Raw genomic sequence first — 14,314 nt, forward strand, 5'->3', positions numbered from 1 at the left:
TTCTATCTCTGTTCAAGTATACACCTCAAACTGACCAAAATTTATTGATAGAACTCATTAAATTTTTTGACCAATCATTGAAGTAAAAAAACTGACGCAAACGTTTTCCTTTTCGCTTCATCCCCTGTTAGAATAGCCCCGTTTTTCACATCCAATCAAATCAAAGGCGAGGATATCCCCGTGAGTGGTAACAATTCTTCTCTAAGCTATAAAGACGCTGGTGTTGATATTGATGCAGGTAATGCATTAGTCGATAAAATTAAAGGTGTGGTAAAACGCACTCGTCGCCCTGAAGTTATGGGTGGCATCGGTGGCTTTGGTGCATTATGTGAGCTACCAACCAAATACAAGCAGCCGCTTTTAGTTTCTGGCACAGATGGTGTTGGAACAAAACTGCGTCTGGCTTTGGATATGAAAAAACACGACACCATTGGTATCGACCTTGTCGCCATGTGTGTAAATGATTTAATCGTTCAAGGTGCAGAACCTCTTTTCTTCCTAGACTACTATGCAACAGGCAAACTAGATGTTGATACCGCAGCAGAAGTGGTAACTGGCATCGGTGAAGGTTGTATCCAAGCGGGTTGTTCTTTAATCGGTGGTGAAACGGCTGAAATGCCTGGCATGTACGAAGGCGAAGACTACGATGTCGCTGGCTTTTGTGTTGGCGTAGTCGAAAAAGCAGATGTTATCGATGGCACAAAAGTAGCCGCTGGTGACGCTTTAATCGCGGTAGGTTCAAGTGGCCCTCACTCAAACGGCTATTCACTTATTCGTAAGATCCTTGAAGTGTCTCAAGCTGATTTAAATGAAGACCTAAACGGTCGCACTATCGGTGAACACCTTATCGAGCCAACTAAGATCTACATCAAATCAGCGCTTAAAATGATTGAAAAGCATGATATCCATGCGATTTCTCATATTACTGGCGGCGGTTTCTGGGAAAACATTCCACGCGTATTACCAGAAGGCACTAAAGCAGTGATCGATGGTAACAGTTGGGAGTGGCCAGCAATTTTCTCTTGGTTACAACAAAAAGGAAATGTTGAAACCTACGAGATGTACCGTACCTTCAACTGTGGTGTAGGCCTGATTGTGGCACTTCCACAAGATCAAGCACAAGCCGCTGTAGAACTACTTAATGCTGAAGGCGAAAATGCTTGGATCATCGGTCAAGTAGCAACAGCTGAAGCGGGTGAAGAGCAAGTCGAAATTAAATAAGCAAACAGCCGAAAGTCCAATTGACTTTCGGCTGTTCCTATTTGGCAAGGAATGTATGAAAAATATCGTTGTATTAGTTTCAGGTAATGGAAGCAACCTACAAGCCATTATCGATGCTTGTGAATCCGAACAAATTCAAGCCAAAGTCACGGCAGTGTTTTCAAACAAAGCCGACGCTTATGGTTTAGAGCGTGCAAAAAATCATTCAATCGCAGCTCACTCCCTTTCCGCGCAAGACTTTCTAAATTCAGATGGAAAACCCGATCGTTTGGCTTTTGATACTGAATTGATGAAGCAAATCGACGCCTATCAACCTGATTTAATTATTCTCGCTGGTTATATGCGTATTCTCAGCAGTAACTTTGTAGAACATTACTTAGGCAGAATGCTAAACATCCACCCTTCTCTACTTCCTAAATATTCAGGCCTTAACACGCATCAGCGCGCCATTGATGCCGGTGATAGTGAACATGGAACCAGTGTCCACTTTGTGACTGAAGAATTAGATGGTGGCCCTGTTATTTTACAAGCTAAGGTACCTGTTTTTGAAGATGACAGTGCCGATGATTTAGCCAAGCGGGTCCTCGTCCAAGAGCATAATATTTATCCTCTGGTGAGCAAATGGTTTATTGAAGGCCGATTAGAGATGAAACAACAGCAAGCTTATTTAGATGGTCAGCCATTAGGATTGCATGGGTACGCTGAAGACTAGTGTTTCGTGTTTCGTGTTTCGTGTTTCGTGTTTCGTGTTTCGTGTTTCGTGTTTCGTGTTTCGTGTTTCGTGTTTCGTGTTTCGTGTTTCGTGAGGAGTTTTAGCTTCCTTGTTTTACATAATCAATAAGATTATCGTCTTTTTCTCGCAACACGAAGTAAAGCACTCTCGTCACTCGCACCACATTCAAGCAACGAGAAGCGAAGCGCCCGAGCCACGAAATACGCTCCCCTAGGAACTAGGAACTAGGAACTAGGAACTAGGAACTAGGAACTAGGAACTAGGAACTATATTCCTTGGTGCAAACGGCTCATCAATCAAATCTAAGCTATTATCTAAAATCAGCTCACCAAAATGAAACACTCCATATTCACTCGGCTTCATTTTGTGCCAGCGTTCGTTATCGGTTAACGGTTGAGTGGCAATCACTGAAACCACATCATTGGGCGTAGTTTCTTCTTGAAAGTCGATACTGACTTCTTCATCAATCAATGTCGCTTTACCAAAGGGCGCTCGCCTTGTTATCCAGTGAAGATTGTTGGTGCAATACATCATCACATATTCACCATCACTCAACAGCATGTTAAATACACCAAACTTTTTCAACTCATCACAACATTGAGCAATAAACTGAAAGATCTCCGGCATTTGACGAGAATGTGGTGGCTCTGGATAACGGTCTTCAAGTTGCTTTAAAATCCAGCAAAATGACAGCTCGCTATCGGTCTCTCCAATAGGGCGATGGCGGCCAGTATTTAAACCTTGGTAACCACTCAATTGACCATTATGAGCAAACGTCCAGTTCTTCCCCCAAAGCTCACGAGTAAATGGGTGAGTGTTTTCTAAGTTCACCTCACCCCGATTAGCCTGACGAATATGACTAATGACCGCACAACTTTTGATAGGATAGCTCTGGACTAACTCGGCAATTTTAGAATGGCAGCTCGGTTTCGGATCTTTAAAATTACGGCACCCTTTACCTTCATAAAAGGTGATCCCCCAACCATCACGGTGAGGGCCTGTTTTTCCACCACGTTGGATTAATCCGGTAAAACTGAAGCAAATGTCAGTTGGGACATTGGCACTCATACCGAGCAATTCACACATTCATCGTTCCTTTTAACATCCCGATTTTGAAAATAGCCACTTTAAAATATCAAAATAATAAAGTTACTTTTCCATTTCTTTTTCAATCAATTGGATCACGATATGGATAATTTTAATGTGGACTTCTTGAATACGGTCAGCGTAACCAAAATGAGGAACACGAATTTCCACATCGGCAATACCTGCCATTTTACCGCCGTCTTTACCAGTTAAAGCAACCGTCTTCATACCTTTTTGCTTGGCCGTTTCCATTGCTTTTAAGATATTGCCAGAGTTACCTGAGGTAGAAAGCCCGAATACCACATCCCCTGTTTGTCCAACCGCTTCAAGGTAACGCGAAAAAACAAATTCGTAACCAAAATCGTTACTAACGCAAGAAAGGTGACTTGGATCCGAAATGGCAATCCCAGGGTAACCCGGGCGGTTTTCACGGTAGCGTCCCGTTAATTCTTCAGCAAAGTGCATCGCATCACAATGTGAACCACCATTACCGCAAGACAATACTTTACCACCTTGCTTAAATGAATCCGCTATTAGCTTAGCCGCCGCTTCAATATCTTGAAGATTTTTATCATCATTTAAAAAAGCGTTAAGTACTTGGGCAGCTTCTGTGAGTTCACTTCGAATCAAATCTTGGTACATGGGAGATTCCCTTATTTTGAATAGTTATCAATCTTGAGTTTACCTATAAAGCTTGAGTTTACCTACAAAGAACGAGACCTGTCACCCATTGGATGAAATATTTTCGTAAGAAAGAAATGACCATTCGATACTCCCCTTACAAGCTAGTTAGAAAACGAACCATTCTAATAAAAAATATAAGATTAATTTGAAAGATACCTCTTACACAAATCTTCCTTACCTAAAGGCTCGTATGATAACCCGGAATTCTGCATCTTGAAGTCACTTAGCGATACATATCGATTAAAAACATTCATTTCATGCTTGAGATCACTTTTCAACCACATTGGCCTTTTACATTTCCTCAACAAGATGGCTACAATGAATCCATCTGGTACGACCACTTATCTTTTTTGTTATAAAAAAGTGTGGTTTTATCACTCATCATAATAAGGAAGACAAAGATGACCACCCTACTTACCTTAATCGTTACGCTTGTCGTATTCGGTTTTTGTTTATACCACCGTCGCTCTCAGTCGATAACCATTGGGGCGATGGCAATAATCTTGCTGATTTCGACCTTACTTGGCGGACTATCCCCGATTTTATTTGGCGTGTTTATTATTCTTTCAGCATTAGTCGCAATTCCACAGATTCGTCGTTCATTATTCAGTAAGCCGGCACTCAAGGTATTCCGTCAAATTTTACCGGCGATGTCGAAAACTGAAAAAGAAGCGATTGATGCAGGTACTGTATGGTGGGAAGCAGAATTATTTAAAGGAAAGCCTGACTGGAAAAAGCTATCCGACATTCAAGCACCAAAATTAAGTGATGAAGAACAAGCCTTTATTGATGGACCAGTAAATGAAGTTTGTCGCATGGCGAATGACTTTGAAATCACCCATGAATTAGCCGACTTACCACCAGAAATTTGGCAATACCTTAAAGACCACAAATTCTTCGCCATGATCATCAAGAAAAAGTATGGAGGCTTAGAGTTTTCTGCCTACGCACAATCTGTGGTATTACAAAAACTAACCGGCGTATCAAGCGTATTATCTTCAACCGTTGGCGTTCCGAACTCATTAGGCCCTGGTGAATTACTACAACACTACGGTACTAAAGAACAACAAGATCATTACTTACCTCGCTTAGCCGAAGGTAAAGAAATCCCATGTTTTGCTTTAACTAGCCCAGAAGCGGGTTCTGACGCCGGTGCAATTCCTGATTTTGGTATTGTGTGTAAAGGCGATTGGCAAGGCAAAGAAGTGCTTGGTATGCGCCTGACATGGAATAAACGTTATATCACGCTTGCACCAATCGCAACTGTACTTGGTTTAGCTTTCAAACTACGCGATCCTGATGGGCTACTCGGTGACCAAGAAGATATCGGTATCACTTGTGCTTTAATTCCAACGGATACTAAAGGTGTGAAAATTGGTCGTCGTCACTTCCCTTTGAATGTGCCATTCCAAAATGGTCCAACTCAAGGTAACGATATTTTCGTCCCACTAGACTACATCATCGGCGGACCAGAAATGGCAGGCCAAGGCTGGCGTATGCTAGTGGAATGTTTATCGGTAGGTCGTGGTATCACTCTACCGTCTAACTCTACCGGTGGCACTAAAACAGCCGCATTAGCAACTGGTGCATATGCTCGTATTCGCCGCCAATTTAAACAACCAATCGCTCATATGGAAGGCATTGAAGAACCATTAGCGCGTCTTGCTGGTAATGCTTATGTGATGGATGCAGCCAGTCAATTAACGGTTGCCGGTATTGATCTTGGGGAGAAACCATCCGTTATTTCGGCGATAGTGAAATACCACTGTACTCACCGTGGACAACGCGCCTTAATTGACGCTATGGACATCGCTGGTGGTAAAGGTGTCTGTATGGGCCCCGCTAACTTTTTAGCCCGTGGTTACCAAGGCGCACCGATTGCTATTACCGTAGAAGGTGCCAATATTCTCACTCGTTCTATGATCATTTACGGACAAGGTGCCATTCGCTGCCATCCTTATGTATTAGAAGAGATGGAAGCGGCGCATTCAAGCGAGAAAAATGCCCTATCACGCTTTGATAATGCGGTATTTGGTCATATTGGCTTTAGCATGAGTAATGCTGTACGTAGCTTTTGGCTTGGCCTAACGGATGGTCGAGGCTCAGATTATGCGGTGCCAAGTGATGCCAATTTTAACGGTATCATTCATGACCAAATTAAAGGTTATTATCAAAAACTTAACCGTTACAGTGCCAACATTGCTCTAATGTCAGATATTTCAATGGCAGTACTAGGTGGTTCATTAAAACGTAAAGAACGTTTATCAGCTCGTCTAGGTGATGTGTTAAGCCAACTTTATTTAAGCTCTGCAACCTTAAAACGCTTTGAGATGGAAGGCTACCAAGAAGCGGATCTGCCACTAGTGCATTGGGGTGTTCAAGATAGCTTGCGTCAAGCAGAAGAAGCGATTGATGACTTCTTACTTAACTTCCCATCACGAGGAGCAGCAGGATTAATGCGTATGTTAATTTTACCACTAGGTAAGGTACGTAAAGCGCCAAGTGATAAACTCGATAACCAAGTCGCGAAAATTCTGCAAACGCCATCGGAAACGCGCTCACGTATTGGTCGCAATCAATACTTAGAGGCTAGTAAGTTCAATCCTGCAGGTAAAATTGAACTAGCTCTAGAAACAATTCTGCGTGCCGAGCCAATCTTTGATGACATTGTCAAACAATCTGGCAAACGCCGCGCTTTTGTCCAATTGGATAAGGTTGCTGACATTGGCTTAGAAAATGGTTGGATTAGTGAAGAACAAGCTAAGGTTTTATGTGATGCGGAATTCTATCGCTTAGAAACCATCAATGTTGATGACTTTGACCCAAGTGAGCTAATCGTAAAAAAGCCTCAAAACAAAATGAGTGAAGTGGCTTAATTCGAAACTCGAAACTCGAAACTCGAAACTCGAAATGATAGTAAAACACCTCAATGGTCACTTAACCATTGAGGTGTTTTTTATGCAATCTATATGGAGTTTCAGTTTCAAATACGCAGAGAGTTGAGGGTTATCCTTCCGGCTCACAGCGCCACAAACAAGTGCCTTTTTTGGCAAATAAATCTAAACGCTCTTCATGTTGCTGCAATTCTTCATCGCTAGCTTTTAAGACTTTCAACGCTTTACGTCCCGTCACTCGCTTAATGGTTTCCCCCGCTCCACCATCTTTAGACTGACCGGCATTAAATTGCATAGCGGTTTGGCCACCTGTCATTAACAAATAGACATCTGCTAAGATCTCCGCATCGAGCAAAGCGCCGTGCAAAGTACGATGGGAGTTATCTATGCCGTAACGGTCACATAAAATATCAAGGTTATTTCGTTTACCGGGGAAAATCTTTTTGGCCATCGCCAAGGTATCGGTAATTTTACAAACCTGTGATGTTTTTACATCTTGGTTAGCTAGCTCAAACTCATAATCCATAAAGCCAACATCAAAGGGCGCGTTGTGAGCCACCAGCTCAGCACCTTTGATAAACTCTAAAAACTCTTGATGAACTTGCTTATAGTCAGGCTTATCGACTAAGAACTCATCGGTAATACCATGAACTGCAATTGCTTCAGGGTCGATTTCACGATCTGGCTTAATATAGACATGGAAATGTTTACCGGTCAGTTTGCGATTAATAATTTCTACCGCACCTATTTCAATGATTCGATGTCCCATATACACAGGGCCACCTTCTCGGTTCATACCTGTGGTTTCGGTATCAAGAACAATGATGCGATCATAAGAAACATTAGTGCTGGTATTCATAATAAACTCTTGTCAGACTAGTCGTATTAATGACTGGTTATTCCAATATGGACTCATAGTATCAAATCATGACGAAACACGTAGAAATTTTCACAGATGGTTCTTGTTTAGGTAACCCTGGCCCTGGCGGCTATGGCATAGTGTTGCGCTATAAAGGTAAAGAAAAATACCTATCTGAAGGTTATACCCTCACTACCAACAACCGCATGGAAATGATGGCCGCGGTAGTAGCCCTTAAAGCCCTTACCGAACCTTGCCAAGTGACGTTAACCACTGATAGCCAATATGTACGCCAAGGCATCACTCAGTGGATCCATGGTTGGAAAAAGAAAAATTGGCAAACGTCAGCTAAAAAGCCCGTTAAAAATGTCGATCTATGGAAAGCACTTGATCAAGAAACCGCTCGCCATCAAGTGGAATGGAAATGGGTAAAAGGCCACGCCGGACACCGAGAAAATGAAATTTGTGATGATCTTGCCCGTACTGCAGCCGAGTCCCCTACCCAAGAAGACAAAGGGTTTGAAGGGTAACTATTTCATCTAAACCTTACTGTTCTTTACTTTAGATGAAGCTTTATTAAACCCCACACTGGCGGGTGAAAAACGACGATTTTTCACTTTCCAATGGGGTTTAATTGGCTTTAATGGGTACATACGCTTTTTGGCAACAATAAAATACACACTACCAAATGTTGAAGCGCAAGCTCCCATACCATGCTCAAGCCAAGTAGTCAGTGCTTTCCCTCTACGAACAGGAAACAGAGCATAGGTATCACAATGAATCACTTCATAGTTGAGCAAGCCCAGCCAATCTTTCATTCTATATGGCGTAAACATGCGACCACTCCAAGGCAAATTGTTTTTACGCCAAGGTAATAAACTCGCAGCGCCCGTTAAGCTTATCGGATTAAAGCCAGTCAGAATAATATGCCCATCATCGATAATTATTCTATCAATCTCTCGCAACAAGCGATGAGGATCGCTACAATAGTCTAGCTGATGGCAGACCAAAGCAGCATCGATGCTTTTTTCAACAAATGGTAAATCATAAGCATCAGCAATAACGGAATGAAGCGGATTGGCAATATCGACGTTCACTTGATGTTTGATATTGCAATTATGCGTGGTTAATTCACAACTTAAACCACCCAGTTTTAGCATGTGATAACCAAATAACTTAGGGCACCACTCATCAAGACGGGTTTGGATCGATTCAACCACCCACTCACCATTTTTTAGCTGTTGCCAAGAATGGGGTTGGACGAAAGATTTTTGAATGCGTGCTGGCTTCATAGATTAGATATCTCTTCGCAGTCCGGATTGGAGATCCACAATGTTAACTGATAAAAAAAATTCAGGCTTAACGGTCGAAAGCATACCTGCATTTAATGATAATTACATCTGGCTGATTCAAAATAATAGTCAGTCCTGCGCTTTAGTCGATCCCGGTGAAGCTGCCCCTGTTTTACAACGCTTACAGCAAGATAATTTAGAATTAGAACTTATCATCATTACTCACCACCATGCGGATCATGTCGGTGGCGTGGCGGAATTATTACGCCACTATCCTAAAGCTCAAGTTGTCGGTCCAAGTAATGACCCAGTGTTAATGCTGACTCATTCTGTACAAGGTGGCGACCGTATTGAAGTCTTTGGTGAAACCTTCCTTGTGATGGATGTTCCTGGACACACTAACGGACATATTGCTTATGTCGGTGACGGCAAACTATTTTGTGGTGATGTGTTGTTTTCTGCTGGTTGTGGCCGAGTATTTGAAGGTACTTATGAACAAATGCTCGATTCACTACAAAAGTTGGCAACACTTCCTCAAGAAACCGAAGTCTATTGTGCCCATGAATACACTTCATCAAATTTATCGTTTGCTCTAGCAGTAGAGCCTGATAATGAATTACTACATAACTATCGTGATGAAGTGAATCGATTGAGAGCACAAGAAAAACCGACGATTCCAACCACTATTCGTCAAGAAAAATGGATCAATCCGTTTTTACGCTGCCAAGAACCAAGTGTAATGAAAGCCGTATCGACACGCACCGATGAACTGACCGAACTCTCTGTGTTTTCAGCCTTACGTGAATGGAAAAATGAATTCTAAGGATTATTGAAGTTACCTGGGTATATAACTGAGCAACGTCAAGATATGAGTTTCAATGTCTTGAAGTTACTTGAATATATCTGTTAAATTTTGTTACTTAAAAAAAATACACAGAAACTCGCTGCGAAATCAATCAAATTGCTCATAAATGTATCTAAAACCTTATAAAAACTCATATCATTTATAAGGCTTTATCGGGGTTTAGGGCAATTCTCACTTGCCACTTATTAATAAACACAAGTATCATTTGCAGCCGTTTTTAGAGGTTGTTTTAATGAATTCAAAATACATTTGGGCTATAGCACTACTACTTGTAGGTTGCCAAAGCGTACCGACATCTACCGTTCAGCAAATCGATGAACCGGAACAAGCTAGCCAAACTGTAATGGTTGAACCCTCTACTCCAGAAAAAAAGCAGCTACAGAAGCAATTAACACCACAAGAGCAACAAAACTTGTGGAAACGCATTTCAATGCAATTCAAACTACCGATCACTGATGACCCTAGTATTGAATACTACCGTAAATGGTATCTAGATCACCCCGAACATTTAAAAACCGTCTCTAAACGTGCTGAACCTTTTTTGTATCTCATCACAACCAAAATTGAAGCTCGTGATCTCCCACTAGAACTAGCTTTATTACCAGTAGTAGAAAGTGCTTTTGATCCTTTTGCATATTCCTATGGTAGTGCTGCCGGCTTATGGCAATTTGTGCCGATGACAGCCGACCGGTTTGGTTTAGAGCGTAACTATTGGTATGACGGGCGCCGTGATGTTAACGCTGCGACCGATGCTGCGTTAGAGTACATGACGTATTTAGGAAATCGTTTCGATGGTGACTGGGAAAATGCCATCGCTGCATATAACAGTGGTGGTGGTCGAGTATCTAGCGCCATTCGTAAAAACAAAAAACTAGGCAAGCCAACCGACTTTTTCTCATTAGATCTACCAAAAGAAACCCGTGGATACGTGCCTAAACTACTCGCACTAGCAGATATTCTTACTAACCAAAAAGAATATGGTATCGAACTTCCTGTTATTGCCAATAAACCAGTACTGACAAAGGTCGATCCAAAGGAACAGTTAGACCTAGCCATTGCAGCTCAATATGCAGGAATATCAGTCAAAGAATTACAAAGTTACAACCCAGGGTACAACCAGTGGGCAACCTCTCCAACGGGACCATACACTCTCTTGATCCCGTTAGAAAAAGCGAATCGCTTTAATGGACAAGCCGAAAAGAACCGTGGCAAGGGCATCAAATTGACTCGTTATAAAGTCAAGCCGGGCGATAGCTTAAGTGTGATTGCGAAAAATAATCAGACCACGACTAAAGCTATTCAAACAGCAAATAACATGAATAATACCAATATCCGTGTCGGTCAGTACTTGATGGTACCGCATTCAACACAAAATAATAATCTATACTCATTAGGTGCCATTAACCGTTTAACAAAAATCCAATCGACTTCTCGTGGTCAGTTGAAATCTGAATATTCAGTAAAAAGTGGTGATAGTTTCTGGGCCATTGCTAAACAGAATAACGTTTCCGTAGAATCACTTGCTAAATGGAACGGCATGGCACCCAAAGATCCATTACGTGTAGGCCAAAAATTAGTTATCTGGAAAGAAAACAAGAGTGGTTCCATTATCCGTACCGTGTACTATAACGTTCGTTCTGGTGATACTATCGGCAGTATTGCACAACGATTTAAGGTGAATACCGACCAAGTACTTGCTTGGAATAGCTTAAATGAAAAAGACTATTTAAAACCTGGTCAAAAGCTGAAATTGTATGTCGATGTAACTAAAGTAGGCTAACCTCCTGCTCCCATCGGCTACATAATCCACATAAATACCCCCAATGTTGATTGTCTAACTATTGGAGGTCAGTTCATAATTTAAGATTTTTTACTTTCTATGATCGGTAATTTTTATATCACCTAATTTTCAATCAACTCAAAACTCACTAACATGGGGTTATGATCTGAAGCAGTGGTGATTGGCGAACTTGCTGACTTAAAATTTAACCCTCGATAAAACACATGATCAAACGCTAAGTCGTTAACAAATAAACGGCGGTTATCCGGACTGAATACGGTTTCTTGTAGCTTTAGTGTATTTGCAACTTTAAGTAGTTGATCATAGCGTGCTTCACTCCAAGTATTAAAATCACCCGCAATAATTAGTGGCCCTTGATGTTTTTGTACTGCTTTTTTCAATTGCTCAATTTGTTGCTCAAACTCATAGGTACCAACAGTAAAGTTAATGGCATGGATATTCACCGCCACAAGATCTTGTCCATTTGATAGTGAATATCGTGCATATAATGCCGACTTAGGTAATTGGATCCAAGGCTCAACACTCGTGTAAGCACATGCCCGATTGGGTAATTGAGAGGCGAGATTAACTACACCAGAACTAATACCAAAGGCTTTAAACGCATTAACATAACTCGCCCCCCACGATTGCTGATTAAGCCATAATGTAAACTGTTCGGTTAAACTGGCTTCTTGTAAAAGGATTAACTGTTTATCATGGCTCATAGATTCAAGCGCAGCCTGCCAATTTTCATCGGTTTGTTTATGAATATTCCAAACTAAAATATTCAGTTTGCCATTCACATCAATAGGTGGTGTAGGTTGTTCGGATTGGTGACAGTACCAATCGGATTGCGAAGAATAATGATCAATAGAAATAAGCTGAGGTTGCTTGGGGATGGTAAAAATAGAATAGAAACCGACGGTCGCAATAATTAAAAGAACGACAGCGCCTAACGTCCAATGCTTAAGTTTCATCAATTACCCAACCCGCTATACCCGCCATAAATGATAAAAAAGGAAGCCAAAGCCTCCTTTAATTATACCCAAGTAACTGGGTATAGTAATGTATTCGGTTGGTATTATACCGCTTCGTCGTCTTCTTCACCGGTACGGATACGAATGACACGCTCAACTTCTGTAACAAAAATTTTGCCATCACCGATTTTACCCGTTTGTGCGGTTTGCATGATGCAATCAATACACTCATCAACCACATCATCAGAAACCACAATTTCTAACTTCACTTTAGGTAAAAAGTCAACCATGTACTCTGCGCCACGATACAACTCTGTATGGCCTTTCTGACGTCCAAAACCTTTAACTTCCGATACTGTCATACCTGTGATACCAACATCCGCTAGCGCCTCACGTACGTCATCCAGCTTAAATGGTTTAATGATTGCTTCAATTTTTTTCATTGGTTCTTATCCCTAAAACTCTGAAATTATTTTGAGTATACCCCTCATCTAAGACTCTGAAAAGATACAATCCTAATTCGCTATTTCTTATGCCAAATCAATTGATAATCAACACCACTATAAGGCTTACCGACAAACAACCCTGCAGCGGCAATCAATTCGGTACCATCAACTAGAAAAGGAATACGTTGTCGCTGCCAAGTCGGTATTTGATATTCTTGCAGCAATTTTTTTAAACTTCGTCCATGTTGTCGATCTTGTGGATGAGCGTGAATACCGGTTGCACTGAATGTCACTTTAATCTGATTATAGCCAACAGGCAGTGACAAGGTTTGAATACGATTCGCTGCAAGACTGGTGGCATCAAAAGATTCAAGCTGATTTCTTTCCTTGAGCTCCAAACGACCAAGGCCATCAGGTAAAGTAAGAGGCTGCTTGATATCCCAATTCAAAACATCAGCGCTAAGATCTTGCATGGTACTAAACACCCAAAGCTGCTGTTGATGACGACCAATATGAGTATTACCATAACGAAATACTGGCGCAGCATCGGCTTGGGCGAGTACCACATCTTGCCATATTTTCGCTAACTGCTTAGCACTTGGCATTAGGAAACCTTGCTCTTGTAGCCAAAGCCTTAAAATAGCGTCTCTCGCCGCCTCTGACTGCTCTTTTAGTAAAAAGACCGATAATGCCCCATCTTCACTACACATTTGCTTATAACGCTCATAGAGAAGCTCATTAAGCAATGATTCTTGTTGCGCACACAAGGCTGCACTACGTGCGACAGTTTTTTCAATATTCGGCCAGCGCTGTCTTAAAATTGGTGCAACTTGATGGCGGATAAAATTTCGATCAAAACGAGTATCAAGGTTACTTTCATCTTCAATCCAATCGAGCTGATGTTGCTTAGCATAGGTGAACATATCTGCACGAGATGCATCGAGCATTGGACGTAACAGGCGTGCAGATTTAAACTTACCTTCCATTGCCATTGCAGATAAACCTTTCGGACCACTGCCACGTTTTAATGCCAGCAAAAAGGTCTCCAGTTGATCGCTTTGATGATGTGCGGTCAGCAATAGACTAGAGGAATTGAGGTGTTGAGATAGCGCTTGGTAACGAGCAGTTCTTGCCGCTTGTTCTAAACTAATGCGATTTCCTAATTCTAGTTGCACTTTTTCTGCTACAAATGGAATATTAACTTGTTGTGACCACTGCTGACATTGTTGTAGCCAATGATTGGCGTTATCACTTAATCCATGGTGAATATGCACCGCTAGGTAATCATATTGCGGATAGTCACACTTAAATCGAGCAAGTAGATGTAGCAGAACTCGTGAATCTAACCCACCGCTTAGCGCCAACACCAAACGAGTTGACTCTCCGAGATGGCTCAATAAACGCTGAACAAAACCTTGATACAACATGTTAATTCCATTAAAACAAAAGTAAAAGCGAGGAGAAGAAAAACAAAAAG

13 protein-coding genes are annotated in these 14,314 nt (G+C 41.6%); 6 read left to right on the top strand and 7 right to left on the bottom strand.

The features are described 5' to 3' along the window. The first annotated feature begins 180 nt into the window (after positions 1–180). A complete protein-coding gene (gene purM / locus ACE3G9_RS13060) occupies positions 181–1,221 on the top strand; it encodes a phosphoribosylformylglycinamidine cyclo-ligase (RefSeq protein WP_417879279.1) in 1,041 nt (346 codons plus the stop codon). 55 nt (positions 1,222–1,276) lie between these two features. Then, on the top strand, positions 1,277–1,933 hold the full coding sequence (gene purN / locus ACE3G9_RS13065) for a phosphoribosylglycinamide formyltransferase (protein ID WP_417879280.1): 657 nt from the start codon (positions 1,277–1,279) through the stop codon (positions 1,931–1,933). 273 nt (positions 1,934–2,206) lie between these two features. Here purN and ACE3G9_RS13070 read toward each other — a convergent pair whose 3' ends face one another. Continuing rightward, entirely contained in the window at positions 2,207–3,040 is an 834-nt protein-coding gene (locus ACE3G9_RS13070) for a class II glutamine amidotransferase (protein WP_449219362.1), read from the bottom strand. A gap of 63 nt (positions 3,041–3,103) precedes the next feature. Beyond that, positions 3,104–3,682: a D-sedoheptulose 7-phosphate isomerase gene (gene lpcA, locus ACE3G9_RS13075; RefSeq protein WP_417879282.1), complete on the bottom strand. Its 579-nt coding sequence runs from the start codon at positions 3,680–3,682 to the stop codon at positions 3,104–3,106. 443 nt (positions 3,683–4,125) lie between these two features. On the opposite strand from lpcA, the gene fadE reads away from it, so the two are divergent. Beyond that, positions 4,126–6,600, top strand: coding sequence for an acyl-CoA dehydrogenase FadE (fadE, locus tag ACE3G9_RS13080; RefSeq protein ID WP_449219363.1), 2,475 nt, complete (start codon positions 4,126–4,128; stop codon positions 6,598–6,600). Positions 6,601–6,730: 130 nt separating this feature from the next. On the opposite strand, the gene dnaQ is transcribed toward fadE, so the two are convergent. Beyond that, positions 6,731–7,477 carry a DNA polymerase III subunit epsilon gene (gene dnaQ / locus ACE3G9_RS13085; protein ID WP_417879284.1) on the bottom strand — a complete coding sequence of 249 codons (747 nt, stop codon included), beginning with the start codon at positions 7,475–7,477 and terminating at the stop codon, positions 6,731–6,733. 68 nt (positions 7,478–7,545) lie between these two features. Between dnaQ and rnhA the strand changes: the two genes are divergently transcribed. After that, positions 7,546–8,007 (top strand): ribonuclease HI, encoded by a 462-nt coding sequence (gene rnhA / locus ACE3G9_RS13090; RefSeq protein WP_287024979.1) that lies wholly within the window; start codon positions 7,546–7,548, stop codon positions 8,005–8,007. 9 nt (positions 8,008–8,016) lie between these two features. On the opposite strand, the gene ACE3G9_RS13095 is transcribed toward rnhA, so the two are convergent. Beyond that, entirely contained in the window at positions 8,017–8,769 is a 753-nt protein-coding gene (locus ACE3G9_RS13095) for a methyltransferase domain-containing protein (protein ID WP_417879285.1), read from the bottom strand. A 40-nt stretch (positions 8,770–8,809) separates the two neighbouring features. Here ACE3G9_RS13095 and gloB point away from each other — a divergent pair, with 40 nt between their 5' ends. Beyond that, on the top strand, positions 8,810–9,592 hold the full coding sequence (gloB, locus tag ACE3G9_RS13100) for a hydroxyacylglutathione hydrolase (protein WP_417879286.1): 783 nt from the start codon (positions 8,810–8,812) through the stop codon (positions 9,590–9,592). Positions 9,593–9,866: 274 nt separating this feature from the next. After that, positions 9,867–11,414, top strand: coding sequence for a LysM peptidoglycan-binding domain-containing protein (locus ACE3G9_RS13105; RefSeq protein ID WP_449219364.1), 1,548 nt, complete (start codon positions 9,867–9,869; stop codon positions 11,412–11,414). A gap of 122 nt (positions 11,415–11,536) precedes the next feature. Here ACE3G9_RS13105 and ACE3G9_RS13110 read toward each other — a convergent pair whose 3' ends face one another. From ACE3G9_RS13110 to tilS, 3 genes are all read right to left on the bottom strand, one after another. After that, entirely contained in the window at positions 11,537–12,391 is an 855-nt protein-coding gene (locus ACE3G9_RS13110) for an endonuclease/exonuclease/phosphatase family protein (protein WP_417879288.1), read from the bottom strand. 104 nt (positions 12,392–12,495) lie between these two features. Then, positions 12,496–12,834 carry a nitrogen regulatory protein P-II gene (gene glnB / locus ACE3G9_RS13115; protein WP_027696925.1) on the bottom strand — a complete coding sequence of 113 codons (339 nt, stop codon included), beginning with the start codon at positions 12,832–12,834 and terminating at the stop codon, positions 12,496–12,498. Positions 12,835–12,914: 80 nt separating this feature from the next. Then, positions 12,915–14,264, bottom strand: coding sequence for a tRNA lysidine(34) synthetase TilS (tilS, locus tag ACE3G9_RS13120; protein WP_417879289.1), 1,350 nt, complete (start codon positions 14,262–14,264; stop codon positions 12,915–12,917). Positions 14,265–14,314 lie beyond the last annotated feature (50 nt).

Source organism: Vibrio sp. E150_018 (assembly GCF_053544035.1).